This window comes from Desulfurivibrio alkaliphilus AHT 2 (genome assembly GCF_000092205.1).
GTDB lineage: Bacteria > Desulfobacterota > Desulfobulbia > Desulfobulbales > Desulfurivibrionaceae > Desulfurivibrio > Desulfurivibrio alkaliphilus.
Window position 1 is genome coordinate 2,802,754 of the sequence record NC_014216.1, and the last position, 26,820, is coordinate 2,829,573.

Consider the following 26,820-nt stretch of genomic DNA (forward strand, 5'->3'; position numbering starts at 1 on the left):
AGCGGCGGGTTTGCCGATGGCCGGGCGCATGGACGCGCAAGGGGCCGTCGGCACCTCGGAGGCCGGCAGGATGCCGGCCGAGAATGAGCCGCTACCGGTTTTTACGGCCCCCACCCCGTGGCAAAAACCTTTGACCTGGATGACCCATTATCGGCGTAAAGTTATTTGTCCTTGCTCCGGTGGAAGATGCGGTCGCCGATTAGCAGCCAGAAGAGGCTTTTAGCCCCGTTGACGGCGGCCTTCAGATCGTGGATGCTGCGCAGGGCTAGCAACCGCCGCCAGAGGAATTTGGGCCGGGAATAAAAGCGCTTGAAGGCCAGGCGGCGGAGCTCGGCAATCTCTTCCCGGGTCATGGAGTAGGGGATAAAGGCCGCCCCCTGGTAGGTGTATTCACTGAGGTCGTGGGAGACGGTGCCGTATTGATCGAGGTTGTCCCACAACTCGGTCCCGGGGAACGGGGTTAGGGCGTGGAAGTTGGCGATATCCGGGTCCAGCTCCAGGGCAAACTCGATGGATTTAAGACCATCTTCAAAGGTCTGGCCGGGAATGCCGAAAATGAAGGGGGTGTAGACGGTGATCCCCGCCTCCTTGGCCGCCGCCACTGCCTTTTTGATCTGGCCGGGGGTGATCCCTTTGCGGATGGTGTTGAGGTCCTTCTGTACCCCGCTTTCGGCCCCGAACAGGATGGCCCAGCAGCCCGCCTCTTTAAAGGCCTTGAGCAGGGGCAGGTCCACTTGGTTGACGCAGGCCGAGGCAAACCAGGTGAAATCCAGTTGCTCTTCCTTGATCCGCCGGGCCAGTTCCATGGCCCGCTGGTAATCCGCCGCCAGGGTGTCGTCGATGAACTTGATCTCCCGGTAGCCTTGGGCCAGGCAGTGGCGGATCTCGGCCATGACGTTATCCACCGAGCGGTAGCGGATGCCGCTTTTGCGGCTCTTGTCGATCTGGAAGCAGTACAGGCAGTGCCGGTTGCAACCCCGGGAGGTGATGATCACCGCCACCGGGCGGCGCTTGTAGGTGGCCGGCGGCGGCACGTAATCGTCGATTTCGCCCAGCAATTCCCGGGCCGGGAAGGGCAGGGCGTCCAGGTCGGTGATCAGCGGCCGGGGCGGGTTGAGCACGATCTCCTGGCCTCGCCGCCAGGCCAGGCCCTTGATGTCGCCCAGGTCCGGCCATGGTCGGTCACCGTTGCCGCCATCGGTGGTAACAGGCGAGCCGGCCAGCATCTCCAGCAGTTCCACCACCGTTTCCTCCCCTTCACCGGTTACCACCACATCAAGCTCCGGGCATTCGGTCAGGCACTTTTCCGGCAGGGCAATGGGGAAGGGGCCGCCCACCGCCAGGGCGCCGTTGAACCCGGCCTGGCGCAGGGCAGTGGCCATTTTTTTGGCCTTGTCCCAGCCGAAGGTGGTGGAGTAGAGGCCGATGAACTCCGGGGCAAATTCGGCAACGCCGGCCATGATCTCCTGGTGCGGGAGAAAAGCGCCGTTTAAAAAGCGCACCTCGTGCCCGGCCTGCTGCAGGGCGGCGGCCACGTAGAGCGTGCCCAGGGGCTGCCAGTAGTTGATCTGGCTGCCGGCGGTCTTGCTGGAGAAGATCTCCTCGGGCAGCCAGGGTGGGATAATCAGGGCGCATTTCATGGAAACAATCTCGGAGGATGGTGATCGAGCAATCCCGTACAACGGTTTTGCGGTTTAAAAAAAAGGGAGGATGGCCATGTCGTCACGACCATGGCGATCCTCCCGGTCAACTCATCAGGGGGGCTAACTTTTCGCTTTGAAGGGCCGTAAGCGAACAGCTTACATTTCCAGAACGCCCTTCTGGGTTTTTTCGTTCCAGGTAACGGCGATCCACCAGGCGGCCATGGCGCCGAAGATCACGGCCAAAGAGCCGCCCCAGCCCAGCCAGGTGTTGGGCAGGTAGGTGAAGCTGCCCAGCATGCCTTCGCTGAAGGGCAGCGGGGTGCCGGCCTGGTACCAGGCAATGATCCCTTCGATGTCGCGGGGGCCGTGGATAAACTTGCTGGTCAGGGCTGCGCCCAAACCAAAGAAGGGAACCACGATCCAGAGTTTGATCTGGCCTTCACCCACCCGCCAGAGGGCGCCGGTACCGCAGCCGCCGGCCAGCACCGCGCCGAAGCCGAAGATAACGCCGCCCAGTACGCCGCCCCAGCCAAAGACGCCGCGCAGGTAATGGTCGGCCGACACGATCCCCTGGTACTTGAGGACCGCAATGCCGATTACCAGCAGCACGATGGAAAGGGCCACGGCCTTGGCCATCTTGCAGTCACCGGTCATGTGCGGCTCGCGGAAACCCTGGATCATGCACCAGCGGCCGCGCTGGAAGACGTAGCCCAGCGCCGCAGCCAGCAGCAGTACGCCGCCCAAAACGCCCAGGGGCTGCCAGGCGCCCATGCCCCAGAAGTACTCCTCGCTGCCGGCGTAAGCATAGGCTCCCCAGATCAGGGCCGCCAGGGCGCCGATGCCCAGCACGATCTGCAGGGCCGGGGGGACGTTGAAGGTCTTGGCGCCGCCCTGGCCCCAGGAAACGTTTTCCATCTCCCAGTAAGTGTACTTCAGGGCCAGAATGGCACCGATGATCAGGCCGAAGAACATGGCAAAACCGTGGGCCGACAGGTTGCCCAGGGCGTTGTAGAAACCGCCCACGTTGCAGCCGCCGCCAAGAATGGCGCCGATGCCCATCAGGGAACCGGCGATCACCGCCTTGAGCATCTCGATGCGGGGCGGGATTCGGAAGGCGAAGTTGCCGCCCAGGCAGGCAGAAATAAAAGCGCCGGCGATAAAGCCGATACCGATGATGGAGCCGCTGTGCAGAAAAATGTTGCCGGGGGCGGACTCGTTGACGCCTACCCCATAGAGGGCCCAGTCGCCCCAGTTTTGTACCGCCCCGGTGGCGCCCCAAGAGGTATACCAGGCGGCGATAACCACACTCAAAAAGGCGATGATGATCCCGGTGGTGTACGGGTTCCATTTGTCCTGACAGAGAATCTTGTACAGTTCTTTGGCCTGCTGGCCAAGCACGCTTCCTTCGCTCATACCCTCTCCTGTTCCCTATAGAGTTTGAAAGTCACTGAAAACGCGGGAGACCACTTGCCTCCTCAGCAAGTGGTCTATAGTCCCGCGTTCCCTGGTTGTTAAGCTTGGGCTGGTTGCTGCTTAGCGACCATAGCCTCCGCCGGGCCGAGGCGGAGGTGCACCGTAGCCGCCGCCGCGGGGCGCCGGCGGTGCGCCGTAACCTCCACCGGGCCGGGGAGGCGGAGCGCCGTAGCCGGGAGCCCGGCCTTTGTCTTCATCCTCCTGGCCGTATCCGCCGCGGGGCGGAGCGCCGTAGCCGCCGCCTTGCTGAGCCGGGGGGGCGCCGTAGCCGCCGCCGCGGGCCTGAGCCTCATCGGGGCCGCCGATCTGGCCCTGGAAGGCCACGAAGCCGAGCATCCCGGCTATCAGTAACATGCCCACATAACGTGAAGTTTTCATTTTGGAACCTCCTTAAAAAGTGTTTCCTTGGTCTCAAGGGGCGGTGCCAGCGCACCCTTTTTTTGGTTAAACTGCTGTTGCCTCTTGCAGCCATCGTACTTGTTGGCAGGCTGCTGTTTAAAGTTAAAGACCCTGGTAATGGCCGGCTTGTTCCCAGCCATGGTTTGCGGAATCAGGGACAGCCTTGTTTTTTGCTGCCACTAAGTGGCATCCGCCAGGAAAGCCGCATTGCCACTTTACCTGTTTGCTTGTGCCCAGCTCTTGCGGCAACGTCGTAACAGGCTGCCGGCAATGTTAAAAAATTGTATGGCATTTTATGTGATTGTCTAAGTTTTTGCAAAATAAAAAATGATTTTTGAGCAATTACCAGCCAGCGTCGGCCAAGTGGTAGATGGTTACCAGCGGGCGATACTGAAAAACTCCGCTGTGGGCGGAGAACTGGGCGGCATGACGGTAATTGTCCAGCAGCATGATCACCTCCGGCGGGGTGCGGGCGGCCGGGCTGCCCTTGATCACCACCACCGTTTCCGGCCTGAAAGCAGGAGCGGCGGTGTAAAACTCCGGCAGGTTCATCTCCCAACTGAAACGCAGGGGGGATTCGCTTACTCCGTCCGGTGGTGGCGGCGGGCTTGCCGGCGGCAGGTAGATCAGCTTTTGGGTGCTGAAAAGATCAAGCAGGGGAAGGGTTACCCGGGGGTCCAGGACCGGTTCGGGCTCGGCCAGCACCACCACCCCGACCCGATGTGGCGGCAGGGCGCTGAGAAAGTGGCCGGCCTCCATCAGGTTGCGGTCGCCGGTGCTGTTTAAAAAGGGTTTGAAGGCCCCCCAGGCCAAAAGCAGGGAGGAGCCCGCCACCACCAGCAGCAAGTGGCGGCGCAGGGCGGGATCGGCGAGATCGCGCAGGCCGTAGCCGGCCATCAGGGCCAGCAGGGGGAAGATGGGCAGCGAGTAGCGGATGCGGCGCAACTCCAGCACCACCAGCAGCAGAATAACCAGCCAGGCCACCGCCAGGTAGCGTAAATCCCGCCGATAGCCGGCCCGGAAAAAGGAGTAGAGCAGGGCGGCGGTGAGCAAAGGATGGGTCTGGAAGAAAAAGGTGGAGATCAGCCCCTCGCTCCAGCCGCCTTTAAGGGCCGGGCGCTGGAACTCCAGCAGCAGGGCGATCTGTTCGGCCATTATCTCCCTCTGTCCCCAGAAAAAAGCGGCGGCGGCGAGCAAGCCCGGCAACAGGGCCAGGACGGCCCGGATCACGGCCCGGCGGGGTTGCGGCGCCAGTGAACAGAAAAAGATCGGGACCAGGCCGGAGAGCAGCAGCCAGGCGGAATATTTAACCAGCAACACCCCGAGCACTGCCAGAGCGGTAAGGGGAATATACCAACCCCCCCGGGTCATGGCCCGGTGCAGGGAGGCCAGGGCCAGCAGCAAAAAGAACATGGTGCCGATATCCACCAGCAGCAGCGGGGTCTGGCTGTACAGATAGGGGAAGCCGAGAAAAAGCAGGGCGCCGGCCCGGCCGGTGTCTTCATCCCACAGATCCCGGCCCAACTGGGCAATGAGCAGGGTGGTAAGGGCAAAGAGCAGGGCGTTGAGCAGTTGCGCCGCCAGCCGGCTCTCGCCGAAGATGGTAAAAAGCAGGCCGTAGAGCATGGACATCAGGGGCAGGTCGGTCCAGGCGAAGATCTCCCGCCCCCACTCTCGGTAGAAATAGAGCGGGCCGTGCTCGCTGAAACTTTTGGCTTGGATGAAGTAGCGGCCGGCGTCGACGATCATTTCCGGGCTGTCCATAAACAGCAGGCAGGCCAGAAAGGCCACCGGGGCGATCAAAGCCGGTGCCGGCAGACCCCCGCCCGTCTCCCTCCCTCGCCGGGCGCGCCACCATTGCGGCGCCAGGGCCAGCAGCCAGAACAACGGGGTGAGCAGCAACAGCAGCAGCCACAAGTGCAGCGGGTCGGCGGCCGCAAAGACCCACTGCCAGCTGGTCAGGGCGTTGTCATCCAGGTGCCTGGCCCGGTACAGCAGCACCGGAAAGAGCAGCGAAAGCCCGGCAATGAGCAGGTGACCCTGGTGGCGGCGCCGGCAAATTGGAAAAATGTCTTTTGGCATACTGAGCTTAACTGCTTAAAACACCGGTTTATTGTTCGTGGTACTCTTCTTCGCTGTTGACTTCCCAGATCGCCTGCTTGTCGGTGTCGCCGTTTTTTGCCGCCGTTACCGCCGCCATGGCCGCCAGCATGGAATGGTCCATGTTGTTGTAACGGTGCATACCGTTGCGGCCGATTAAAAAGAGATTTTCCAGGCGGTCGGTAAAATCGCGGATCTCGTGGAACTGGTGATAGGTGCCGAAATAGGCCGGGTAAGCCTTGGGTTGGCGGATGACCACCCCGTCCAGCACGTCGGCGGGGGTGATGAAGCCCAGGCGGCTCATCTCTTCCACTCCCAGTTGCTGCAGTTGCCGGTCGGCCATGCTCCAGAGGTCGTCGCCCTCATTGCAAAAATATTCCAGCCCCACCCAGACCGTGTTGGAGTCATGCACCAGGTAGGGGCTCCAGTTGTTGAAGATCTGCAGCCTGCCCAGGCGCACGTCGTGTTCCTGGATGTAGATCCAGTTGTCCGGCAGCAGTTTGTCGGTGGCTGCCCGGTGGTTTTGGCTGTTCTGCTTGCCGGCCGGGGTGCCGCTCATCCGGCTGAGCAACAGGCCGATGGTAAGGAAATCCCGGTAAACCAGCCCCCGGCCCAGTTCCCGGATCTTCGGCGGGGTCTGGTCTAGGGCGGCGATCAGGTCGCGCACCGGCATGGTGGAAAAGCAGAATTCGGCCTCTTCGGTGTATTCGGTGCCGTCGGCCAGGTTGCGAACCCGTACTCCGGTGACCCGCTTGCCGCTGGTGCTGATGCCCACTACCTGGCGGCCGGTGAGCAACTCACCGCCCTGTTCGGTGACCCGCTTGGCCACCTCTTCCCAGAGTTGGCCGGGGCCAAGCTTGGGGTAGAGAAAGTGGTGGATCAGGCTGGTTTCCACCTTTTGCCGGTGTCGGACCCGGGGGCTGGTGAGCAGGAAACGCAAGGCGTGTTTAACCGCCCCGGCCACGGACAGCCCCTTGACCCGCTGGGCCCCCCATTCGGCGGGAATTTCCCGGCAGGGCCGGCCCCACACCTTCTCGGTGTAGTCTTTGAAAAAGGTGGCATAGAGGCGATAGCCGAAGCGGTTGATAAAAAAATCTTCCAGGTTTTGCTCTTCCCGGATGGGAAACAGGTGGGCGCGCAGATAACTGAGCAGAATCAGCAGCAGGCGGCCCACCCCCAGGGCTCGGACCAGGGGCAGGCCCACGGCCAGCGGATAGTCGAGGAAACGGCGGCGGTGCAGAATCCGGGAAAGGCGGAAGCGTTGGAGCATTACCAGGTCGGTCTGTTCCGGGTCCGGGCCGCCGGCGGTCAGCAGGTCGGCCAGGTCGCGCCCCAGGGCCCGGTCGTCCCGGGCCGGCGCCCCTTGCGGGGGCATGATTTCCTGCCACCACTCCATGATCTTTTGGGAGCGGGAAAAAAAGCGGTGGCCGCCGATGTCGATGCGGTTGCCCCGGTAATTTTCGGTTCGCGAAATGCCGCCGATATGGGGTGAGGCCTCCAGGATCAGCGGGGTGATGTCGGTCTGGCGCAACAGTTCCAGGGCGGCGGTGAGCCCGGCGGGGCCGGCGCCGATGATGATGGCCCGGCGTTTTGGCGGCGAAGGAGCAGACATGGGGTTATTGCCTGTTGCTGGAGTTTTGCTGGTCGGCGGCTTCCCGCAGCCATTCTTCCAGCTTGGCCTTGGCCGGCTGCCGGCCGGCGCAGAGCAGTTGGTCGTTGATCACCAGGGCCGGGGTGCGGGGCATGCCGAAGCGCCCGATTTCGTCGGGATCCTGAATTTGCAGAATATCGGCGGCGATCCCCAGCTCCGACATCACCTCCAGCACCATGGTGCCCAAGCGGTTGCAGGAAACACAGCCGGGCCCCAAGATGCGGATTTGCAACGTGCCGTCCTGGCGCTGTTCACCACGTTGCAGCCGGTCATACTCCTGCGCCAGGGCCTGGTGGTAAAGTTCTTCCCGGCCGGGGGGAATGTAGTTCTGCTCGGCTACTTGCCGATATAAACGCTCCAGGATCTGTTCCCGGGGGTGGTCTTGGTCGGCCAGGGCCTTCCCCAGGGCAACATCCAGCCCCAGCAGGCCGATAACCGCCCGCCCGACTTTCAGTGAGCGCTGAAGAGGGGATTCCATGGTTGAAGAATGTCCGGTTGGTTTTTGCATTACCCTGGCCGTGCCCCATCGCTTGCACCGGCAGACGGGGACATGATCTGCTCCAGGCGCCGACGGTATTCTTCGGGACTGATCTGTGCCCCCCGCAGGCCGCCCCGCAGGTTGATTTCGCCTAAGTAGACCCGCTCCGGCAGCAAAAAAAGGTCCAGGTGGGCGTAAGGAAAGCGGCCGCGTTCCATGACCTGCCGGCATAAAGCCAGTTGTTCCGCAGTCAGGGTCCAGGGTTCGCTGTGGCCGCCGCAGTGGAGATTGTGGCGAAAACCCGAGGTGTTGTGGCGCAGGTAGGCCTCCTGGTATTCGCCCAGAATGATCACCCGGATATCACGGCCCTCCGGCGCAAAGGGCTGCAGGACAAAAGGGGGCTGCAGCACCCCCAGGGTGGCCTGGTTGAGCACCTCTTCCACGCTGTTCCAAAGCAGCACGCCCATGCCGGCGTTGGCCCGGTCCAGCTTGGTAACCACCCGGCCGATGCCGGCGGCGTGATATTGTGTGACCGCCCGGTGCAGGGTGTGAAGATCATGAATGGCCAGGGTGTGGGGCAGCATAAAAGGGGCAAACACCGCCGCCTGCATCACCTTGGAGCGCGACAGCGCCTGGGCTTGGGCCGGAGGGAAAAGCAGCACCCCCCGCTGGGTCAGATCCCACAGCAGGTACTCTTCACCGGGAGCCAGCCGGACCCGGGTAACTACCCGGTCCCCGGCGGTCAGCCGGTGGTATTCGCGGCGCAGGGTTTCGTTGTCACGGATCAGCCGGGGGTGGGAAGTCAAGAGCGGCCTCCCGGGGCTAGAAAAGCATTTCCAGAAAGCGTGAGTGGAAATGGGAAAGATCGGCGTTGCACTCCCCGCAAAACAGCTTGATCTCGCCCAGGATCTGGGATTCGTCGCCTTCCTGGGTAAAGCTGCCGTCCTGGTTTTGCCGGTAGTGGGTGGTGAGAATCACGTCGTCGGCGACTTCCAGAAAGTCGGTGTCGTTGCCGCAGTTGGGGCATTTGATCAGAGCCAGGCTCTGGCTGATGGTACGCTTTTTTTGCTGTTCGTCGCGGTTGCGGGCTGCTTCCATGTTGGTTCCTGTAGCTGGGAGATCGGCCAGGGCCGGGTTGGTGACCACGGGGTATTCGGTGGTGGCCCGGCGGAAAAGAGGTTGCCTGGTTCGCCCAGGTGTTCGTTGGTAAATCACGTAATATATTCTTCCGCTGCGCCCTCGTCAACCTTTATCATCCTGCTGTAAAACGGGCTGATAGCGGCCCGGGGGGCGAAATGATTGCCGCTGAAAGTGACAATGATTTCGTGAGATTGGTTAGAGCCTTTATGGGCCGCGTGGCGACTCAGTCGAAGAGATGCAGGATATTATCTTCGCTGCGGTGAATGGTCTGGTGCAGATTGCCGATCATCACCTCCACTTTTTTCGGGTTCAGTTCGAAACCGTTAATGCTGAGGAATTTCAGCAGCTTGGGGTTGCTGAAGATGGCGGCGGTGGTCGGCTCTTCCGCTTTGAGGCTGGGGTAGCCGATGATTTTGGCAAAAATATTGGCCAGGTAAATTACGATGGAGCTGCAGGGGTAATCCCGGTCGTGCCAGGGGGCGTGGTGGTACAGTACGGGGCTAACCACCTGGGGGGGGAAGTCCCACTGGTGCAGCAGTTTAGCGGCCACCTGGTAGTGGGTAACCCCCAGGACTTCCTTCTCCGCCTTGCTGAACGACTGGTGCCGGCTGGCGACCAGGGTTAGAATCTGCTTGAAATCGTCGCGGAAATAGGCGTCGAAGACGATCTTGCCGATATCGTGGATCAGGCCGGAGAGGAAGATGGCGTCATCCTGGCAGCGAAAGTGGTTGGCCAGATATTTGGCGATCTGGCTGCAAACGATGGCATGCCGCCAAAAGCCCCGGCGGTCGAAGCCGTTGCTCTCCTGTTGCTGAAAAAAGTCGTAAACCGCCAGGGCGCTCAGGATGGAACGCAGTTCGTTGGCCCCCAGAATGGCCAGGGCGTGTTCAATGGTGTGCACTTTGCTGAGGGTCATGTGCAGCGGCGAGTTGGCGATGCGCAGAATTTTGACCGCCAGCGGCGGGTCCTGCTCGATCAGGGCGGCGATTTTCCGGTAATCTACGGTTTCATCGTCCAGCAGATAGGAAATCCGGTGGGCGATGGCCGGCAGGGTGGGAAGTTCTTCAATGCGCTGGCTGATTTCCTGCACAGTATGGGTGGACATTTCACGATTCCTTGGAGCGGTTAGACCCGGCGGCGTATGCCTGCAGGTCCAGTACGTAAACCTGTCGATCCTTGGCCGGGGTGCTGGGCCGGTTATGGTCGCCGGAATGCGCGGGGCCGGGATTTTTACCGTTGGCTCCCAGGGCCTCCCGGATTCGGCTCAACTCGCTGGAGACCTGCCCCAGGTTGCCAGCCAGTTGCTGGACAATGGGTATAAAGGGCATAAAAGCCTGCAGCGGGTCTTGTGGGTTGGTGGCCTGCCTCGGCTCCCCAGTTTCCCCTGGCTCCCCGGTTGCGCTACTTTCACCCGCTGCCGACGGGGCAACCGGTGGCGGCACCGCCGGTGTTTCCTCTGCCGCCTCCATAACCGGTGCAACAACGGCTGGTTCCGGTGGCGGGACGCTCTCTTGGCCCCTCTGTTCCTGCCGCTTGCCTGGAATATCGAGCGGCATGTTGAAATACTTGAAGCAATTGTTCCAGAAAACCGTCATATCTTCCGGCGCGGTTTTCTCGGCACTTTCGTTGGTCAGCCGCTGGGTCAGGGAGCGAATGCAGGAGGCGGCGCCGGATTGCGGGTAGAGCTTCATGAACGACTTTTGCTGCTGCAGAGCCCGGGGCACCACCTCATCCTGGAAGACCAGGCCAAGAGGTTCCAGCGGCACGCCAAGGTACTTATCCACCGCCATCCGGAACTTCTTGAAGACGCCTTTGGCGGAAGCCACATCGGGGCAACGATTTACCACAACCCTTACCCGGCCGCCATATTTATTTCTCGTTAACACCTTGAGCAGGGAATAGGCGTCGGTCATGGAAGTGGGTTCGCTGGTGATCACCAGCACCACCTCGGAGGCCGCCAGGCAGAAGGCCACCACGCTGCGGGAAATACCGGCGGAGGTGTCGAAGAGGAAAAAATCGTAGCGGCCCAGGGCGGCGAATGATTTGACCAGGGTGTCGAGATGCTCGGCCTCCAGGTTGGCCATCTCTTCCACACCGCTGCTGCCGGGGATGATGTTGACCCCCGAAGAGTCGTGGATGATGATATCCTGAATGGTTTTCTCGCCCCGGATCACGTCGCCGATATCATGCTCGGGGTTGATCCCCAGCATGATGTTGATGTTGGCCGTACCCAGGTCGGCATCAAAGAGGCAGGGCCGGTACCCCAGTTCGGCCAGGTGAATGGCCAGGTTGACCGTGAGGTTGGTCTTGCCGACGCCGCCCTTTCCGCTGGTGATGGCAATGGTTCTGTTCATGCTGTTTCCATGGTGCAATGGTGAGATTTATGACGGGGGTTGGCGCCCCACCGGGAAGGCTCCGGGCGTTAGCCAAGCGGCACGGCGGTGATCCGCACGTTGCCATCTTCGCTTTCGAAGTTGAACAGGATGCTGCGGCTGCCGGTGCTGAGGCGGAGCTCGTGAAAGTTGTCGTTAATAAAACGGCCGAACAATTCCCGGTCGATCTGCTCTTTGCTTTGGCTGATGGCGGCCAAAGACTGGTACTCTTCATACATCTGGTCGATCCGCACCCCTTCGGTGGCCGGGTCGGTGAGCATGAAACCGCGCCCCCGGCCGGTGCTGCTGGCGGGTGCAGGTTCGCCGGAGCCGGCGGCGGCATTAAGCCCCCGCTTGCGGAACATCTGGATCATCTCGTGGGGCACCACCCGCAGGATCTCTGAAATGGTGGTGTCGCCGAGCTTGAGCAGGCCGTCGTCGACCATGGTCTTCATCAGCCCCTTTTCCACCGCTTCCGCTTTCAGTTCATCGACACTGGCGCCTTTGCTGAAAGATTTGAAGTCGCTGGGCACAAACAGTTCCGACAGCAGGGTGCGGCCGCTGAAGCCGGTGAAATCGCAGTCGTTGCAGCCTTCCCCCTTGAAGAAGGTTAAATGGGTTGGGTAGTCGTTAAACAGCGGGCTCCATTCCTCTTCGCTGGGCACGTAGTCCGCCAGGCAGGTGGGGCAGATGCGGCGCACCAGGCGCTGGGCCAGCACGCAACTGAGGCTGGCGGCGATCTGGGCCCGGTCGACCCCCAGGTCGTCCAGCCGGCCCAAGGTGCTGATGGCATCGTTGGTATGCAGGGTGCTCAACACCAGGTGCCCGGTCTGGGCGGCATCGAAGCCGATGTGGGTGGTTTCCTCGTCGCGCATCTCGCCCACCAGGATCACATCCGGGTCCAGGCGCAGGAAAGAGCGCATCAACTGGGCAAAGGAAAGTCCGATCTTGGGGTTGATCTGGGTTTGCATGATCCCCGGAAAGCTGTACTCGATGGGGTCCTCGGCGGTGATGATCTTCAGGGTGGGGTCGTAAATATACTGCAGGGCACCGTAAAGGGTGGATGACTTACCGCTGCCGGTGGGGCCGGTGACCAGTACCATGCCGGCGGCGCTTTTCAGGAAAATCTTGAAGGGGTCCAGCACGTGGGGTGAGTGGTTGAGCTTTTCCAGGCCCACGTTGGCCTTGCGCGAGTCAAGAATCCGGATGGTGATGTTCTCGCCGCTGATCGCCGGGCAGGTGGCCACCCGGAAGTCCAGGTTGTACTTCTGGCCCATGGTGCGGTCGAAGTAGTTGATGCGGAAAACACCGTCCTGGGGAATGCGGCGCTCGGAAATGTCCAGGCTGGACATGACCTTGATCCGGGAAACGATGGCCGCCGGTTTTTCATTGATCTTGTTTTGCAGCCAGCCGGCCTTGACCTCGCGCAGCACGCCGTCGATGCGGAAGCGCAGTTTGGCGCCCTTGCGGTCCTGCTCGAAATGGATATCGCTGGCCTTGTGGGTAATGCCGTATTTGACGATGTAGTTGACCAGCTCCTCGGTTTCCAGGTCGTAGGCGCCGTAGTCGTTCTGGGTGTCGGCAACCTCGTCGATGTCTTCGGAAAGCTCAAGCTGCATGGAGTCGGCCGGGCCTGCCTCGGGGGTACTCTCTTCGCTTTCGGTTTTGGCCTCCGGGGAGCGCTGGCCGCTTAGCTTTTTGCTGTAGAGAATTTCAAAAAGCTCGGCAAACTTGGTTTCGGTAATGAAGATGCAGGATATGTTGAGGTGGTCGTAAAGCTGATTGAGATCCCGCACAGTGCGGATTTTTTCGGCACTGAGGGTGGCCACGGTGAGTTCATTGCCCTGCATGGAGATGGGCAGGATCAGGTTTTTTTCGGCATACTTGGGGCTGATGATTCTGGTCAGCGCTTTTTTGTCGTTCTCGCTGTAAATAAAGCCTTCCAGGGCTTTAAAAGGAATCCCGGCCTGCTTGGAGATGGCCTCCTGGAGCTGGGAGTTGGTAATCAGTTTGTTGTTGATCAGCAGGGTTCCCAGGGGAATGCCTTCCCGTTGCTGCTGGGCCAGGTTTTTCTGCAGTTTGTCCGGGTCCAGGTAGCCCAGTTTAATCAGGATTTCGCCCAGTTTGGTCTGCTTGTCGTATTTGTTGAGAATACGGTCCAGGTCAAGGGGGCTGATCAGCCCCAGGTCACAGCAGATCTCGCCGAGGCTGCGGGAGGCCTTCTGGGTTTTCAGGGCGGTGGCGATATCCTGCTGGCTGACCAGGTTGAGTTTAATCGCCAGATCGCCCAGCTTGTCCGAGCAGGCCTGTTCTTTGATCAGCTCGTACAGGGCTGCTTCGTCCAGGAAACCCTCATCGATCAGCGCCTGCCCCAAAGCCTTGCCGGGATCTTTTTTCTGCAGGCAGAACATCAGCTGTTCCTGGCTGACGTACTTCTTCTCCACCGCCAGGGTGCCCAGGTGCTTGCGAAAACTGGGGTGTTCCTGCAGGCGGTGCAGGTCCTTTTCGCTGAGTTTGCCCTGCTTGACCAGAATCTGCCCCAGGGGCAGACCGATCAACTGTTTTTCCTGCTGCTGGAGCTGTAGAACCCGGTCGATGTCCTGCTGGCCGACCATCTTTTCCCGAACCAGCAATTCGCCAAGACGGAAATGGCCGTTTGGGTTGGGTGTCAGCTCGGAGTTTAAGGCCGGTTTGTTCATCGGTTGACCTGTAATGCTTTTCTCGCCGCTGGCCATGCACTGCGCCTCGCAAGAGCTTAAGTGAGAAGGAGGAAAATGTGCCGGGAATTGCAAGCTCCAGGTCCTGACGCATTATAACTTCCGTTTTCCTTATAATTGAGCCCACCCTTGATTGTCAATAAAAGGCGAGTATTTAAGCAGGAGAGGCTCAGGGTTTGGTGATCCGCTCCAGGCTGATGGTAAGCTGCAGCCTTTCTCCGCCCTGGATTCGCAGCTGGCGCTGCACCGGCTGGTATCCTTCGGCGGTAACCTGTAAGCGGTACTCGCCGGGCAGCAGTGCCAGCTGGTAGGAGAGATCGGGGTGGCGCTGCAGGGGGTAGTCGTTGATGGTGGCCTGGGCCTGCACCGGCTCCACCAGCAGGTACACCCGGCCGGCGGGAAGGGGCGGGGGGGCTTCATACCAGGGGGTCTCTCGCTGGTAATAACCCGGGTGGGGCGGGTAATGGGGGTAGAAATAAGGAGGGTAGCCCGGGTAATGGTAATAGGGCGGCCGGCCGGGGTAGCCGGGGGGCGGGTGGTAGAGATAGGGCGGTGCATATGGGGTATCAAAAATCACCTCCCCCGGTGGTGCCCCCCAGCTGTGTTCCGGTTGCGGCGGTATTGCCGGCGGTCTTTTGCCTTGGGCCGCCGTCGTTGGTGGCGTCAGCAGCAAAAACAGGGTTACCATGGCGGCCGCGAAGGTTGCCGGCAAATACTTGCGGTTCATTATTTTTCCTCCCGGGCAGCGGTATGGGCCGGCGGCCTGTCAGCCCGCGGTAAAGCGGGCTGATCACGGTCCATGGGCGGGTGGTGTTAGCGGTGCTGATAAAACTCCGCCGGGGTTTGCTCGACCACAAAATCCACCGCCTCGGCAATGGCCCGGCGGATGGCCTGCTCCATGGGGGTGCGGGCAAAGGTGGAAAGGCCGCCGGAGCCCTGGGAGCCGAAGGCCGAGCCGCCCAGGTCGAAGCTGCGGGCCTTGCCTTCCACGTTGGTGGCCGACAGGATCCGGCCGGTGGCGGTATCGACGACACGCAGGTCCAGTGCCACGTGGGCTTGCTGAACGCCGGCCGTCAGCGACCCGAGTCGGTCGCCCAGCAGGCCGCTGCGGCCCCTGACCGTGCCCTTGGTGCCGGAGGTGCCGGGGTCGAAGCCGGTGACCGCGGCGATCACCATCAGTTGAGCGCCTTCCAGTTCACCGATGGGGGCGGTGGTGTCCTGCCGGAAACGGCCGCTGGCGCCCAGGTCCTGTTCGGCAATGACCGCCGAGAGCTTCTCCCGTTCCAGCACAATGAAACGGTTGGTGTTGAACAGCTCGGTGACCAGCATGTCCTGCATGCCGCGCCCGTATTCCCGGCGGTACTGGCCTCGCCCCACGGTCTTGTCTTCAAAATCGGCCACCGCGATGGCCGCCTTGGGACCATGGTAATCCTCGGCCCGGGCCGTGCCCATATCCGGGCCGCCGGACTGCGCTTGGGCAGTAGCCGCCGGGATAATGAAGGAGCAGGCCGCCAACAGAAAAAACGCGTTGATTAACGTAGTCAGGTTTGCTTTCATGGTTTTCCTCCTTCGCTGGTGGTTGGCAGTGGTTAGTCCCTTTCCCGCAAGCGAATCCGATCGGGCCAGGTGGCCGGGTCGGTGTGAATCATGATCCGGGTACGGTAGGCGTGTTGGTCGATTTCGGCCAGCAGGTTGACCCAGTCGTCCCAATCGATGCCGGCGGCGGTGCCGGGGGTGCCGACGGGCATGCCCGGCGAACGGGTGCCGGTGGCCATCTGCCGGGCCAGGGCCTGGGCTTCCTCCATGCGGCCGGACATGGCCAGGGTCTGCATCTGTAAGGCCAGCGCTTCCATGTCGGCCTCGGCAAGCACCGGCGGCAGGTTTTCATCATGATAGCGGCGGATCATGGCCTGGGCCTGGTTCAGGGTGCGCCCCCGTTCATCCCGCTCCGCAGAAGGAAAAAAGAGGCTCCATTGCAGATGGTGAAAGCGCTCGCAGGCGGCGTTGAAATCCGGCCAGTCGCGGGCGGGGTCGTTGACCACCATGTTGAGCAGCGGCTCGAAAAAGTCAGACGGCGGCCTGCACCTGGGGTCGGCATCGGCCAGTTGCGGCGGCATGGCCACCCCGGCGGGCGTGCCCTCTTCCGTTGGTTGGGGGCTGGAAATTTCCACCGCCACCAGCTCGGGATGAAGAGCGGCCTTTTCCAGCGGAATCACCCGGTGCAGGACATAACGATAATGCACCAGGCGGCCGCCGCGGATCTCCGGCTGGTAACTCTGTTGCCCGGAGCGGAGTTTTTCCAGTGGCCCCAGTTGCTGTTCGTAAAAGGCTACCACGGCGGCAATGGGGTCATGGCTGTAAAAAACCCGCACATACGTTTGCTGCTGCCCTCCCACCGCATGTTCCGCCGCCACCGCGCCGGGATAAACCGGGGCCGCCAACTGCTGCGCCTTGGCCGTAAAGGGCCAGGCCAAAAGCATGATCAGCAGCATCCCTTTAAGCAAATTGCAACCTGTGGCCACCGGCATTTTTCACCTCCGCGGTTAATCGACGGTTTTCAGGTTTTGTGCGGGCTGACAGCGCAGGCGCTGTTCATCCTTTCTATAGTCAGGTCTTTTATTTTTTTTAGCATTTCCCCGCTTGCAGGTAAACCAATATTGTCGGGTAAAGCTTGTTCCCGGCTTACTCCGGCTGTCCCCCGGTTTGCCGAAGTTGACAAAAGTGGTCGGCAGCGGGTATTTTCGCGGCGTCCATCACAGTCAGCAGCCAAGCTGCGGCCCGGCTTTTTTTCAGCCTTAATAATTTTTAATCGTGTGGAGCAGTAAAATTATGGCCCTGGTGTCTTTGCAACAGGTCAGTCTGGCCTTTGGCGGCCGGCCTTTGCTGGATGAGGTTAATCTCCAGCTGGAACCCGGCGAGCGGATTTGCCTGCTGGGCCGCAACGGCGAGGGCAAATCCACCCTGCTGCGCCTGCTCAACGGCGAAGTGGAGGCCGATGGCGGCGAGATCGTGCGGCAAAAGGGCCTGCGTTGCGCCTGCCTGGAGCAGGAGGTGCCGGCGGAGTTGCGGGGCACAGTGTACCAGGTGGCCGCCGGCGGGCCGGGGCCGGTGGATTCTCTGCACCTGGAGAAGGTGTTGAGCCGCTTGGATTTGCCCGCCGAGCAGGAGTTTGGCTCCCTCTCCGGCGGGCTCAAGCGCCGGGTGCTGCTGGCCCGGGCCCTGGCCGGCGACCCGGAACTGCTGCTGCTGGATGAACCCACCAACCATCTCGATATTGCCGCCATCACCAGGATGGAAGAGATTTTACTGAACTTCCCCGGCGCCCTGCTCTTTGTTACCCACGATCGGCAGCTGGTCCGCCGCCTGGCTACCCGGATCATCGAGCTGGATCGGGGCCGGCTTACCAGTTGGCCGGGAGATTACGACAATTACTTGCGCCGCCGGGATGAACGGCTGGCCGCCGAGCAAAGCGGCCAGGCCAAGTTCGATCGCAAGCTGGCCGAGGAGGAGGCCTGGATTCGTCAAGGCATCAAAGCCAGGCGCACGCGCAACCAGGGCCGGGTGGAGGCTTTGCGCAAGATGCGCCGGGATCGGGCGGCCCGGCGGGAGCAAAGCGGGCGGGTGAAGATGCAGATCCAGGACGGCACCCGCTCCGGTCGCCTGGTGGCCGAGGCCAAGGAGCTCTCTTTCACTTACGGTGCCGAGCCGGTGATCAGCGGGCTTACCACCACCATCATGCGGGGCGACAAGGTGGGCATCATCGGCCCCAACGGGGTGGGCAAGTCCACCCTGCTGCGGCTGCTGCTGGGGCAACTGGCGCCCACCGCCGGCCACCTGCGGCTGGGGGTTAACCTGGAGATTTGCTATTTCGACCAGCAGCGCGAGCAGCTCGACCCGGCCCGCACGGTGGCGGACAACCTGGCCGAAGGCCGGGACACGGTGCTCATCAACGGTCAGTCCCGCCATGTGCTGGGCTACCTGAAGGACTTTTTGTTTACCCCCGAACGGGCCCGCTCGCCGGTGGCGATTCTTTCCGGCGGCGAGAAGAACCGGCTGCTACTGGCCCGCCTTTTCACCCGCCCCTGCAACGTGCTGGTGATGGACGAGCCCACCAACGACCTGGATGTGGAAACCCTGGAGTTGCTGGAAGAGCTGCTGCTGGACTTCAAGGGAACCCTGCTGCTGGTAAGCCACGACCGGGCATTTCTCGACAACGTGGTCACCAGCACCCTGGTTTTTGAAGGGCAGGGGCGGGTGGTGGAGTACGCCGGCGGCTATCAGGACTGGCTGCGCCAGCGGGCTGCGGCTGAGGCCGCCGGCAAGAACACCGAGCCGGCGGCCTCCACCAGGGCGGGTGAGCGCGGGAATGCCGCCCCGGCGGCGACAGGGGAAAAAGAGCGGCAGCCGGCCGGGCTGAGTTTCACCGAGAAACACGAACTGGCCGAGCTGCCCGCCAAGCTGGAAGCCCTGGAGGCCGAGCAGGAGGAACTGAGCGCGGCCCTGGCGGAGCCCGATTTCTACCGCCGCCCGGCCGAGGAGATCACCGACCACCAGCAGCGTTTGCAAGCTCTCCAGGAGAAGCTGGAGGCCGCCTACCAGCGCTGGGAAGAACTGGAAGAAAAAGCCCAGGCAGACTGAGCGTTGCCAGGCAAGAGGCCATCGTGGAAAACTTTATCCTGACCATCTCCTTTCTGCTTATCGGCCTGCTGCTGCAGCGGTTGCCGCAACTGCCCCAAGACGCCGCCCAGACCCTGAATCTGTTTGTCATCTACGTATCGCTGCCGGCGCTGGTGCTGCTCAAGGTACCCCAACTGGAATTTTCCCGCGAGCTGCTGGTGCCGGCCCTGATGCCCTGGGGGATGCTGGCGGTCTCCGCCCTGGCGGTGCTGCTGCTGGCCCGGGCTCTGGCCTGGAGCCGGGAGATCACCGGCACCCTGCTGCTGCTGGTGCCCCTGGGCAACACCTCGTTTCTGGGCATTCCCATGGTCAACGCCTTCTTCGGTGAAGAAGGGATTCCTTATGCCCTCATCTACGACCAGTTCGGCTCTTTCCTGGCCCTGGCCACCTACGGTTCTTTGGTGGTGGCCATCTACGGCAGCCAGGGGGAAAAACCTTCCTGGCGGACGGTGGCCAGAAAGATTGCCACCTTTCCCCCTTTTCTGGCCCTGATTCTGGCCCTGGCGCTGGCCCTGGGGCCGGACCCGGCCGCCATCCCGGCCCCCGTGACCGCGCTTTTGGCCAGCCTGGCCGCCACCCTGGTGCCGGTGGTGATGATCGCCGTGGGCCTGCAACTGAGCCTGCGCCTTAATCGCGAGGTGCTGGCACCCATGGGGCTGGGGCTGGCCATCAAGCTTTGCCTGGCGCCGCTGCTGGCCCTGCTGGCGGTCCAGGCCCTGGGGCTTGAAGGCCTGGCCGCCCGGGTGGCGGTCTTTGAGGCCGGCATGCCGCCCATGGTCTCCGCCGGCGCCCTGGCGGTGGTGGCCGGCCTGTCTCCGAAACTCACCGCCGCCATGGTGGGGCTGGGTATCCTGCTGTCCTTTGTCACCCTGCCCCTGCTGTTCCAACTGCTGTAACCGAACAGCCGCACCGCATCTTCGGGCGATCAGCCAGGCTTACGTACAGGGGGTACGCTGCGCCTGGCTGCTTGCCCGAACCTGCGGCACGGCTGTTCGGTTACGGCCCGTTACACCAGCAAGTTAACCACTACGCTTACCAACTGCTTGCGTAAAAGTTTACAGCGGGACGGCAACACCGTCGATGTATATGCCTTCCAGGTAAGAGAGTTTGCGCGGCAATTGCCCGGCCGTGCCCCTGGTGACCAGGAAGGTGGCCTGCCGCCCCACGGCCAGTTCCCCCAGCCGCTCAAAGCCGAAGAAGGCGGCGCCGTTTACCGAGGCGCAGCGGATGGCCTCGGCGAGGGAGTAGCCGGCCTTGATAAACAGCTTTACCTCTTCCGCCACCGCTTCGCCGTGGATGATGCCCGCGCTTCCGGCCCCGGTGCCCACCGCCGTGGTTACTCCCAGTTCTTTGGCCCGCTGCAGCAAGGCCAACTGCTCGCTTAAGGTCTGGCGCCATAACGCTTCGGCGCCGGGTACCGGTTTCCCCGGCGCCACGTAGCGCTGGGAAAACCGGCAGCAAATATTGCCGCCGCCCCGGGCGCCATCCAGGGCGTTTTTGGCCCGCAGCAGAGCGGGCAGCCACAACACCCCCCGGGCCGCCATTTGTTTGAGGTTATCCTCACCCATGGCATAGCCCTGCTCGATGGCGTCGCAGCCGGCCGCCAGCGCCTCGGCCACCGCCTGCCGGCCGTTGGCCACCACCACCGCCTTTTTGTCGCCCCGGTGCTGCAGCAAACGGTAAAGATCGCCGGCGCTCAGCCGGTTGTCCGGGGCGGCGTCCGCTTCGATATTGGCGGAATAACCGATGCGAAGAAAATCATGGGGGGCGGTGCGCAGGGCAATCGGCCCGCTCGGCGCCATCCGCTGCTGGTAGTCCGCCACCAGGCCGGTTGCATCTTCACCGTCGGCCGCCCCCAGTACGCCGTGGCTGAGGCAAAAACCAAGATGGCGTTGCAGCAGGGCGATCCGGGCTTCCGGGGTGGTATCGGCGAGACCCGGTGGTGCGGCCGGGCCCAGGGAAGACGAGCGGGCCAGGGCCACGCTGCCGTCCACCAGGGCCGGCAGCAGGGTGGCGTGCGACAGGTCGGTTACCGCCACCCCCGGGGGGAGGCGCGGCAGCTCCGCCACCGGTCCGATGGCGGTGATACAGCCCGCCTGCATCGCCAGAAAGACCCGCCGCCGCACCCCCGCTCCGCTACCGTCGAGCAGGTTCCCCGCCATGATGATGTGATCTGCGTTCATGCCTTTGTTCCCCTGAAATCTTCATCCTACAAAAAGGAGGGTGGTAAAGCAACTTGGTGGGGTGATACGGGCTTTGCAGACAGGCAGGCCAGTATGGGCGCCAACCCCTGGCAATCCGCCTTGACAAGCCCGGCCGGTGGCTCTAGAGTGCCGCCATGACCTTATCCCCTTTTTTTCGCGCCCTTAGCGATCCCGACAACTTTACTCTGACCCTGGAGCTGGTGCCCGGCCGCAGTGGTCGTGGTACCGGGCATGACCGGGCCCTGGCCGTGGCTCGTCAGGCCGTGGCCGACGGCCGACTGACAGCGGTCAGCATTACCGAGAACGCCGGTGGCCAGGTGGCCCTGTCGCCCGAGGTGCTGGGGGTGGAGATCTGCGCCCTGGGCCTGGAGGTGATTGTCCATCTTTCCTGCAAAGACAAGAACCGCAACCAGATGGAGAGCCAGCTTTTTGCCTGGGATCGGCTGGGGATCAGCGACCTGCTGGTGATTACCGGAGACTACCCCAAGCCGGGCTACCGTGGGCTCTCAAAACCGGTTTTCGACCTCGACAGCGTACAGGCGCTGGACCTGATCGGCGTCATGAACCGGGGAGGGTGGCCAAGCGGCGGGGAGAAAGCCCGGCCGAATCCGCTGCTCCAGACCACCGGTTTTGTTAAAGGGGTGGCGCTCTCGCCCTTTAAGCACAGCGAGCCCGAGCTGGTGATGCAGTATGTTAAGCTCCGGCGCAAGCTGGCCGCCGGGGCAGACTATATCATTACCCAGATTGGTTACGACGCCCGCAAGTTTCAAGAAGTCCTGCTGTTTCTGGAACGGCAGGGGCAGGGGCGGGTGCCGGTGCTGGGCAATGTTTTTATTCCCAGCCTGAAGGTGGCGGAGTTGATGTATCGGGGTGAAATTCCCGGTTGCGTGATTCCCGAGAAACTTTACACCACCATGCAACAAGAGGCCCGCTCGCCGGACCGGGGCAAAAAAGCCCGCCTGATGCGGGCCGCCGCCCTGCTGGCGGTGCTTCGGGGGCTGGGTTATGCCGGGGCCCATATCGGCGGCCCGGGGCTTACCTACGACGATATCGCCCTGGTGCTGGATCGGGCGGAGGAATTGGCCGCCGACTGGCGGGCGCTGTTGCCCGAACTGGCCTTCTGGCCCGAGGATTCATGCTTTCTTTTCCGCCGGGACCCTGAAACCGGCCTCAATCTGCCGGAAGAGGAGCCGCTGACCGAGCCGGGCGGGGAAAAATGGTCTTACTACCTGTCCCACCTGGCCCACGAGGCGGCTTTTGTGCCCCGCGGTCCCTTTTATCGGCCCATGAAACGGCTTTGCCTGGCCTGGGATGACAGCCGTTTAAGCCGGGCCCTGATCCATTTCGAGCATTTGCTTAAATTCCTGGCCTTCGGCTGTAAAAATTGCGGGGATTGCACCCTGGTCGAACTGGCCTATCTTTGCCCTCAGGCCGCCTGCGCCAAATATATTCTCAACGGCCCCTGCGGAGGCAGCCGCGACGGCTGGTGCGAGGTCTACCCCGGTCGCCGCCGCTGCATTTACGTGCGCGCCTACCAGCGCCTGAAAAGCGTGGGGCGGCAGGCGGAAATGAAAGATGATCTGGTGCCGCCCCGCGACTGGTCGCTGAACAACACCTCTTCCTGGGTTAATTATTTCCGTGGCCTCGACCACCAGGGCGGCCCCGACCAGGATTAATTGTTGCCCCGCAGGGGGCTGCGAGCAAAGGGCCTGGTGGTTTCAAAACCAAAGCCTTATTCACCAAGCCGCTTAGCCGCAAGAGATTCCTTTTGAGCGCTTGAATATACACTAAGCGCAGTAACTGTGATCAAAATCAGTCCCATGCCCAAGATCTGTAACGCAGCCAGGCTTTCGTTTAAAACCACGACACCAAACAGCGAAGCGGTGACTGGTTCGACCATCGCCACAATAGACGCTACAGCCGGTGCGGTATGGTTCAATCCAACAATGTAGAAAATGAATGACAACCCGGCGCCAAGAACCCCCAATATAACGAACAGTGGCCAACTGGGTGCTGACAGCACTTCCACTGTCTGTTCGGAATCGCTAAGCAAGAAAAGTATGATTATGAGTACTGAGAATGCTACAACGAGAATCGCCTGTGGGCTGCCGTGCGGTGCCGCATACTTGAAGCCGAATATAAATACTGCATAGGACAGGCCGGAAAGCAGCCCGGCACCGGCAGCGAGCAGCGTAACGTCTCCTGCGCCGATCTCATAAATACCTGTAAGCAGTACCACGCCCAGCATTACCATCACGATTGCTGCCCACTTGAACAGAGTGGGTTTTTCGAGCTTGATCGTAAAGGACACTAGATAGACGAACACCGGTGCGCAGTACATCAGGGTCGCTGCAACTGCGACACTGCCCTCTGCAATACTTATGAAATAAAACGAGAAGTTGCCGGCTACGCCCACACCGGCAATCGCTGACCAGAACCATAACCGGCTGCTTGCCAAACCGCTGCTGCTAGGGCGCAACACCAGCCAGGCGAGAACGAACAACAGCCCTATCGCGCCCCGGTGGAACGACACCACAACCGGGTCCCAGCCCTGGGCAGTGAGAATGCCGCCAATCCCGCCCGATAGTCCCCAGCATAGTGCAGCAAGAATTACAAAAACCGTACTCAGACCAACCATTTTCCCTTTCTGCACTCATTTGTTTTTCGGGAGGGTTACCTACTAACGGGTCACCTTATGTATTCTTTTCTCTTTCTTTTGATTCTATTACACAATAAATTCCACCCTCCTTAAATCCCGGCTGAAAACAGCCGTTGCAAGATATGCATTTGGCCGGAGAGTGGTCCCCCTGACTCCAACGTTGCGCCAAGGCAGGCTCCCTGATGAATGGTCGAGCCATGGCTATATAATCAATCCCTTCATCACTAACTGACTTTTCCGTCATCTCATAGCTTCTGTACCCTCCAACCACCATCACCGGGCAGTTGGTCGCTTTCTTGATTTGCTTAGCTAGGGAAAGATTATAAGCCTCCTGCTCTGGCTTCTCAATTTTGATCCGGACCGGGGTTTTGTCTCCCGAGGCTGAGGTGCCTCCACTCACCTCGATGGCATCGATTCCGGCATTGTCCAGCATTGTCGCCGCATATATCGAATCTTCTATACTCAAGCCGCCTTCTACAAAGTCAGCTCCGTTAAGCTTAATCAACACGGGGAAATCGTCACCGACTGTTTGTCGTACAGCATGGTAAACTTCGAGGAAAAAACGGCAACGGTTGTCGATACTCCCTCCATATTCATCCGTACGCTTGTTAGTGTGAGGAGAGAGGAACTGATTGATCAAATAGCCATGGGCGCCATGAAGCTGGATGGCATCAAAACCGAAGGTCTTAGCCCTTCTTGCCGCTTCAGCAAAAGCCACCACGATTTCTGCTATATCTTTTTTTGACATTTCCTTAGGAAGTTCAGGGAATTGTTCAACCTGCACAGCTGATGGTGCAAGAGGTTGGCAGTGGGCTGTCGCTGCATTAGTTTGCCCCCCGGCATGAACTAATTGAATACATATCTTACCTTGCTGGTCATGCACCGCCTTAGTAAGAGCTTTCATTTCCCGGGCAAAATCGTCGGTGTGAATACCCATCTTTCCAGGGAGCTGTTTGCCCTCCGGCCTAACAAAGCTATATCCCGTGATAATCAAGCCAACACCACCGCGGGCGAGATCCCTGTAGTAGTTGGCCAGCCTTTCCGTGGGTCGGCCATCTACCTCGCACATGCCTTCCCACGTCGCTGATCGGACAAGGCGGTTTTGTAAAATCATACCGTTTATCGTGGTTTGGTCAAATAAGGTTGCCATGCCAATTCTCCTGGTATTTTTAATTGCTTCTCTAACGCCAAGCTAACCAGACCGCGCCAATAAACTTGCCGCGTAGCGCCGCCAACGTTCCCGCGGTCTGGTTAAGTGTTTTGTGTACGCCCGGCATGGGCGTGATCTTATGGGGTGCAAGTCCCCTGTATGTGAACCCTGGTACTGTCGAGATGACAGAACCACAAATACTAGCCGAAGGCAAGGGCGTTCCCGCGAGGGACCGTCCGGAGGAAGCCGGAGTGCAAAGCTATGAGCCGACGAACAGAAATGGCATACAAGGCCCAGCTTCCGGGCAAGTCAGCACAACATGACGAAGCCCCGGGTTCAGGAGGTAGGGTAAATGCCGCGGTTGTGTAGCTACAGATCACGTTCTTATCCGGGGAGACCTGCCCGGCAAGCGGTTCAGCTCACGCTGGACAGCGTCCTGCATGGCAACATGCCGGATGACCAGGCAGGAGTCAGCAGAGGCCATAGTAGTTCCGCCACGCGGAACGAAGGGCCGAACCCAGAGAAGGGAAAAGGCCCGGCAAGCTCGGCCGCCGCAACGAACCCGACCGGGGGAGCGGCCGCCCGGCGCGTTGCCGATCAACCTGATCCCGATGCAAACCTGCTGGAGCGGATTCTCTCCCGCGCCAACATGCTCAAGGCATGGGAGCGGGTGAAAGCCAACAAAGGAGCGCCGGGCATGGACAACATGCCCATCGCCGACTTTATGGCCTTTGCCCGCGAACATTGGGAGGAAATCCGGGCTTCACTCCTGGCAGGCACCTACCAACCCTTGCCGGTCAAACGGGTGGAGATCCCCAAACCAACCGGAGGCACGCGCCCCCTGGGGATTCCCACCGTGCTTGACCGCCTGATCCAACAAGCCATGGCGCAGGTACTGCTGCCGATCTTCGATCCGGATTTCTCGGAGGCCAGTTACGGCTTCCGGCCGGGACGCTCGGCCCACGACGCCATCCATCGGGTACGCGACTATATCCGCCAAGGATACCGCGTGGCCGTGGATGCCGATCTGTCGAAGTTCTTCGACACCGTGGATCACGACCTCCTGATGAACCGGGTCGGTCGGAAGGTCCGCGATCAGCGGGTTCTCCGGCTGGTCGGAAAGTACCTGCGGGCCGGGGTTATGATCGACGGCCGCCGCCGGGAGACCCGGAAAGGGGTGCCCCAGGGCGGTCCGCTCTCACCTTTGCTCAGTAACATCCTGCTCGACGACCTTGACAAGGAACTGGAACGGCGCGGTCACCGCTTCGCCCGGTATGCCGATGACTTCATCATTCTGGTGAAGAGTCGCCGGGCCGGGGAACGGGTCATGACCGGCATCACCCGGTTTCTGGAAAGCAAACTCAAGCTCGTGGTCAACCAGGAAAAGAGCAAGGTGGCCCCAACCAACGAGAGCGGTTTTCTCGGGTTCATCTTCAAGGGCGCCAAAATCCGCTGGTCGGACAAGGCCTTTGCCGAGTTCAAGCGGCGGGTCAAGAAGCTGACCGGGCGAAGTTGGGGGGTCTCGATGGCCTTCCGGCTGGCCAAGCTCGCGGAATACCTGCGGGGCTGGATGGGCTACTTCGGCATCTCGGAATATTACCGTCCGTTGCCGGAGATTGACCACTGGCTGCGCCGGCGGGTGCGGATGTGCCACTTAAAACAGTGGCGACGCTGCCGCACCAAGGTCCGCGAACTGACCAGACTTGGTTGCAACCTGCGGCTGGCCATTTCCATCGGCCTGAGCCGCAAGGGGCCGTACCGGCTGGCCAAGACCCTGGCCACCCAATCGGGGATGACCAATCAATGGCTGAAGGATCAGGGGTTGTTGTCTGTCAAAGAACTGTGGGTGAACATCCATTACCCCGCTACGGCGCGGTAGCTCATGGGAACCGCCTAGTGCGGACCCGCATGCTAGGTGGTGTGGGGAGGGGGAGGGAGAGCCTCCCCCTTACCCGATTGGCCGCAAGCCTTTCTGACAGGCTGGCGGCTTCCCACCTGGACCAACGGTAAACGGAGTCGATACGAATGTCGGTCAAAGCCTGCTCGGCTGTCTAGCGAAGCCTTCACCATTGCTTTTCCATTCTCCGTCACTTGCCATCCTTCTCCTAAGCTGATGGCTACCGCCTGCCCGTCTACGGAGACAGGATCATTTTCTCT

21 protein-coding genes are annotated in these 26,820 nt (G+C 61.2%); 4 read left to right on the plus strand and 17 right to left on the minus strand.

The features are described from left to right. Nucleotides 1-161: 161 nt before the first annotated feature. The 14 genes from DAAHT2_RS12235 to DAAHT2_RS12295 form a co-directional block, all read right to left on the minus strand. A complete protein-coding gene (locus DAAHT2_RS12235; RefSeq protein WP_013164588.1) occupies nucleotides 162-1,640 on the minus strand; it encodes a B12-binding domain-containing radical SAM protein in 1,479 nt (492 codons plus the stop codon). Between the two features lie 159 nt (nucleotides 1,641-1,799). Beyond that, nucleotides 1,800-3,056 (minus strand): YeeE/YedE thiosulfate transporter family protein, encoded by a 1,257-nt coding sequence (locus DAAHT2_RS12240; protein WP_013164589.1) that lies wholly within the window; start codon nucleotides 3,054-3,056, stop codon nucleotides 1,800-1,802. A gap of 120 nt (nucleotides 3,057-3,176) precedes the next feature. After that, nucleotides 3,177-3,494, minus strand: a complete 318-nt coding sequence (locus tag DAAHT2_RS14470; protein ID WP_013164590.1) for a hypothetical protein — start codon at nucleotides 3,492-3,494, stop codon at nucleotides 3,177-3,179. A 363-nt stretch (nucleotides 3,495-3,857) separates the two neighbouring features. Then, nucleotides 3,858-5,597, minus strand: coding sequence for a glycosyltransferase family 39 protein (locus DAAHT2_RS12245; RefSeq protein WP_013164591.1), 1,740 nt, complete (start codon nucleotides 5,595-5,597; stop codon nucleotides 3,858-3,860). A gap of 28 nt (nucleotides 5,598-5,625) precedes the next feature. Beyond that, the gene (locus DAAHT2_RS12250; RefSeq protein WP_013164592.1) at nucleotides 5,626-7,227 is read right to left on the minus strand and encodes an NAD(P)/FAD-dependent oxidoreductase; all 1,602 of its coding nucleotides are present in this window, start codon (nucleotides 7,225-7,227) and stop codon (nucleotides 5,626-5,628) included. Between the two features lie 4 nt (nucleotides 7,228-7,231). Beyond that, nucleotides 7,232-7,744, minus strand: coding sequence for a thioredoxin family protein (locus tag DAAHT2_RS12255; RefSeq protein WP_013164593.1), 513 nt, complete (start codon nucleotides 7,742-7,744; stop codon nucleotides 7,232-7,234). 29 nt (nucleotides 7,745-7,773) lie between these two features. Continuing rightward, nucleotides 7,774-8,550, minus strand: a complete 777-nt coding sequence (locus DAAHT2_RS12260) for an ATP-grasp domain-containing protein (protein WP_013164594.1) — start codon at nucleotides 8,548-8,550, stop codon at nucleotides 7,774-7,776. A gap of 16 nt (nucleotides 8,551-8,566) precedes the next feature. Continuing rightward, nucleotides 8,567-8,959, minus strand: coding sequence for a hypothetical protein (locus tag DAAHT2_RS15155; protein WP_245526846.1), 393 nt, complete (start codon nucleotides 8,957-8,959; stop codon nucleotides 8,567-8,569). Between the two features lie 148 nt (nucleotides 8,960-9,107). Then, nucleotides 9,108-9,989: an HDOD domain-containing protein gene (locus tag DAAHT2_RS12270; RefSeq protein ID WP_013164596.1), complete on the minus strand. Its 882-nt coding sequence runs from the start codon at nucleotides 9,987-9,989 to the stop codon at nucleotides 9,108-9,110. Between the two features lies 1 nt (nucleotide 9,990). Continuing rightward, nucleotides 9,991-11,238 (minus strand): MinD/ParA family protein, encoded by a 1,248-nt coding sequence (locus DAAHT2_RS14090; protein WP_013164597.1) that lies wholly within the window; start codon nucleotides 11,236-11,238, stop codon nucleotides 9,991-9,993. 68 nt (nucleotides 11,239-11,306) lie between these two features. Further along, nucleotides 11,307-13,955, minus strand: a complete 2,649-nt coding sequence (locus DAAHT2_RS12280; RefSeq protein WP_162014306.1) for a type II/IV secretion system protein — start codon at nucleotides 13,953-13,955, stop codon at nucleotides 11,307-11,309. Nucleotides 13,956-14,142: 187 nt separating this feature from the next. Beyond that, on the minus strand, nucleotides 14,143-14,700 hold the full coding sequence (locus tag DAAHT2_RS12285; RefSeq protein ID WP_013164599.1) for a carboxypeptidase-like regulatory domain-containing protein: 558 nt from the start codon (nucleotides 14,698-14,700) through the stop codon (nucleotides 14,143-14,145). A gap of 86 nt (nucleotides 14,701-14,786) precedes the next feature. Then, complete coding sequence (locus DAAHT2_RS12290; RefSeq protein WP_013164600.1) at nucleotides 14,787-15,530, minus strand: CsgG/HfaB family protein; 744 nt, start codon at nucleotides 15,528-15,530, stop codon at nucleotides 14,787-14,789. A 32-nt stretch (nucleotides 15,531-15,562) separates the two neighbouring features. After that, a complete protein-coding gene (locus DAAHT2_RS12295) occupies nucleotides 15,563-16,501 on the minus strand; it encodes a hypothetical protein (RefSeq protein WP_013164601.1) in 939 nt (312 codons plus the stop codon). A 301-nt stretch (nucleotides 16,502-16,802) separates the two neighbouring features. Here DAAHT2_RS12295 and DAAHT2_RS12300 point away from each other — a divergent pair, with 301 nt between their 5' ends. Both DAAHT2_RS12300 and DAAHT2_RS12305 read left to right on the plus strand, forming a co-directional pair. Further along, nucleotides 16,803-18,611 (plus strand): ATP-binding cassette domain-containing protein, encoded by a 1,809-nt coding sequence (locus tag DAAHT2_RS12300; protein WP_013164602.1) that lies wholly within the window; start codon nucleotides 16,803-16,805, stop codon nucleotides 18,609-18,611. A gap of 23 nt (nucleotides 18,612-18,634) precedes the next feature. Next, complete coding sequence (locus DAAHT2_RS12305) at nucleotides 18,635-19,546, plus strand: AEC family transporter (RefSeq protein ID WP_013164603.1); 912 nt, start codon at nucleotides 18,635-18,637, stop codon at nucleotides 19,544-19,546. A 159-nt stretch (nucleotides 19,547-19,705) separates the two neighbouring features. Here the strand turns inward: DAAHT2_RS12305 and DAAHT2_RS12310 are convergent, their stop codons facing one another. Further along, nucleotides 19,706-20,833, minus strand: a complete 1,128-nt coding sequence (locus DAAHT2_RS12310) for an amidohydrolase family protein (protein WP_013164604.1) — start codon at nucleotides 20,831-20,833, stop codon at nucleotides 19,706-19,708. A 155-nt stretch (nucleotides 20,834-20,988) separates the two neighbouring features. On the opposite strand from DAAHT2_RS12310, the gene DAAHT2_RS12315 reads away from it, so the two are divergent. Continuing rightward, nucleotides 20,989-22,530 (plus strand): methylenetetrahydrofolate reductase C-terminal domain-containing protein, encoded by a 1,542-nt coding sequence (locus DAAHT2_RS12315; RefSeq protein ID WP_013164605.1) that lies wholly within the window; start codon nucleotides 20,989-20,991, stop codon nucleotides 22,528-22,530. Between the two features lie 56 nt (nucleotides 22,531-22,586). Here DAAHT2_RS12315 and DAAHT2_RS12320 read toward each other — a convergent pair whose 3' ends face one another. After that, the gene (locus tag DAAHT2_RS12320; protein WP_013164606.1) at nucleotides 22,587-23,492 is read right to left on the minus strand and encodes a DMT family transporter; all 906 of its coding nucleotides are present in this window, start codon (nucleotides 23,490-23,492) and stop codon (nucleotides 22,587-22,589) included. Between the two features lie 55 nt (nucleotides 23,493-23,547). Continuing rightward, nucleotides 23,548-24,663, minus strand: coding sequence for an oxidoreductase (locus DAAHT2_RS12325; protein WP_013164607.1), 1,116 nt, complete (start codon nucleotides 24,661-24,663; stop codon nucleotides 23,548-23,550). 622 nt (nucleotides 24,664-25,285) lie between these two features. Between DAAHT2_RS12325 and ltrA the strand changes: the two genes are divergently transcribed. After that, on the plus strand, nucleotides 25,286-26,542 hold the full coding sequence (ltrA, locus tag DAAHT2_RS12330; protein ID WP_353740475.1) for a group II intron reverse transcriptase/maturase: 1,257 nt from the start codon (nucleotides 25,286-25,288) through the stop codon (nucleotides 26,540-26,542). Nucleotides 26,543-26,820: the final 278 nt, after the last annotated feature.

Excerpts from the sequence above, each read along its gene's own strand:
- DAAHT2_RS12310 (WP_013164604.1), bottom strand. The coding sequence starts at position 20,833 with ATGAACGCAGATCACATCATCATGGCGGGGAACCTGCTCGACGGTAGC.
- DAAHT2_RS12315 (WP_013164605.1), top strand. The coding sequence starts at position 20,989 with ATGACCTTATCCCCTTTTTTTCGCGCCCTTAGCGATCCCGACAACTTT.
- DAAHT2_RS12295 (WP_013164601.1), bottom strand. The coding sequence starts at position 16,501 with ATGCCGGTGGCCACAGGTTGCAATTTGCTTAAAGGGATGCTGCTGATC.
- DAAHT2_RS12320 (WP_013164606.1), bottom strand. The coding sequence starts at position 23,492 with ATGGTTGGTCTGAGTACGGTTTTTGTAATTCTTGCTGCACTATGCTGG.
- DAAHT2_RS12270 (WP_013164596.1), bottom strand. The coding sequence starts at position 9,989 with ATGTCCACCCATACTGTGCAGGAAATCAGCCAGCGCATTGAAGAACTT.
- DAAHT2_RS14090 (WP_013164597.1), bottom strand. The coding sequence starts at position 11,238 with ATGAACAGAACCATTGCCATCACCAGCGGAAAGGGCGGCGTCGGCAAG.
- DAAHT2_RS12250 (WP_013164592.1), bottom strand. The coding sequence starts at position 7,227 with ATGTCTGCTCCTTCGCCGCCAAAACGCCGGGCCATCATCATCGGCGCC.
- DAAHT2_RS12245 (WP_013164591.1), bottom strand. The coding sequence starts at position 5,597 with ATGCCAAAAGACATTTTTCCAATTTGCCGGCGCCGCCACCAGGGTCAC.
- DAAHT2_RS12280 (WP_162014306.1), bottom strand. The coding sequence starts at position 13,955 with ATGAACAAACCGGCCTTAAACTCCGAGCTGACACCCAACCCAAACGGC.
- DAAHT2_RS12325 (WP_013164607.1), bottom strand. The coding sequence starts at position 24,663 with ATGGCAACCTTATTTGACCAAACCACGATAAACGGTATGATTTTACAA.
- DAAHT2_RS14470 (WP_013164590.1), bottom strand. The coding sequence starts at position 3,494 with ATGAAAACTTCACGTTATGTGGGCATGTTACTGATAGCCGGGATGCTC.
- DAAHT2_RS12285 (WP_013164599.1), bottom strand. The coding sequence starts at position 14,700 with ATGAACCGCAAGTATTTGCCGGCAACCTTCGCGGCCGCCATGGTAACC.
- DAAHT2_RS12255 (WP_013164593.1), bottom strand. The coding sequence starts at position 7,744 with ATGGAATCCCCTCTTCAGCGCTCACTGAAAGTCGGGCGGGCGGTTATC.
- DAAHT2_RS12300 (WP_013164602.1), top strand. The coding sequence starts at position 16,803 with ATGGCCCTGGTGTCTTTGCAACAGGTCAGTCTGGCCTTTGGCGGCCGG.
- DAAHT2_RS12240 (WP_013164589.1), bottom strand. The coding sequence starts at position 3,056 with ATGAGCGAAGGAAGCGTGCTTGGCCAGCAGGCCAAAGAACTGTACAAG.
- DAAHT2_RS12235 (WP_013164588.1), bottom strand. The coding sequence starts at position 1,640 with ATGAAATGCGCCCTGATTATCCCACCCTGGCTGCCCGAGGAGATCTTC.
- DAAHT2_RS12290 (WP_013164600.1), bottom strand. The coding sequence starts at position 15,530 with ATGAAAGCAAACCTGACTACGTTAATCAACGCGTTTTTTCTGTTGGCG.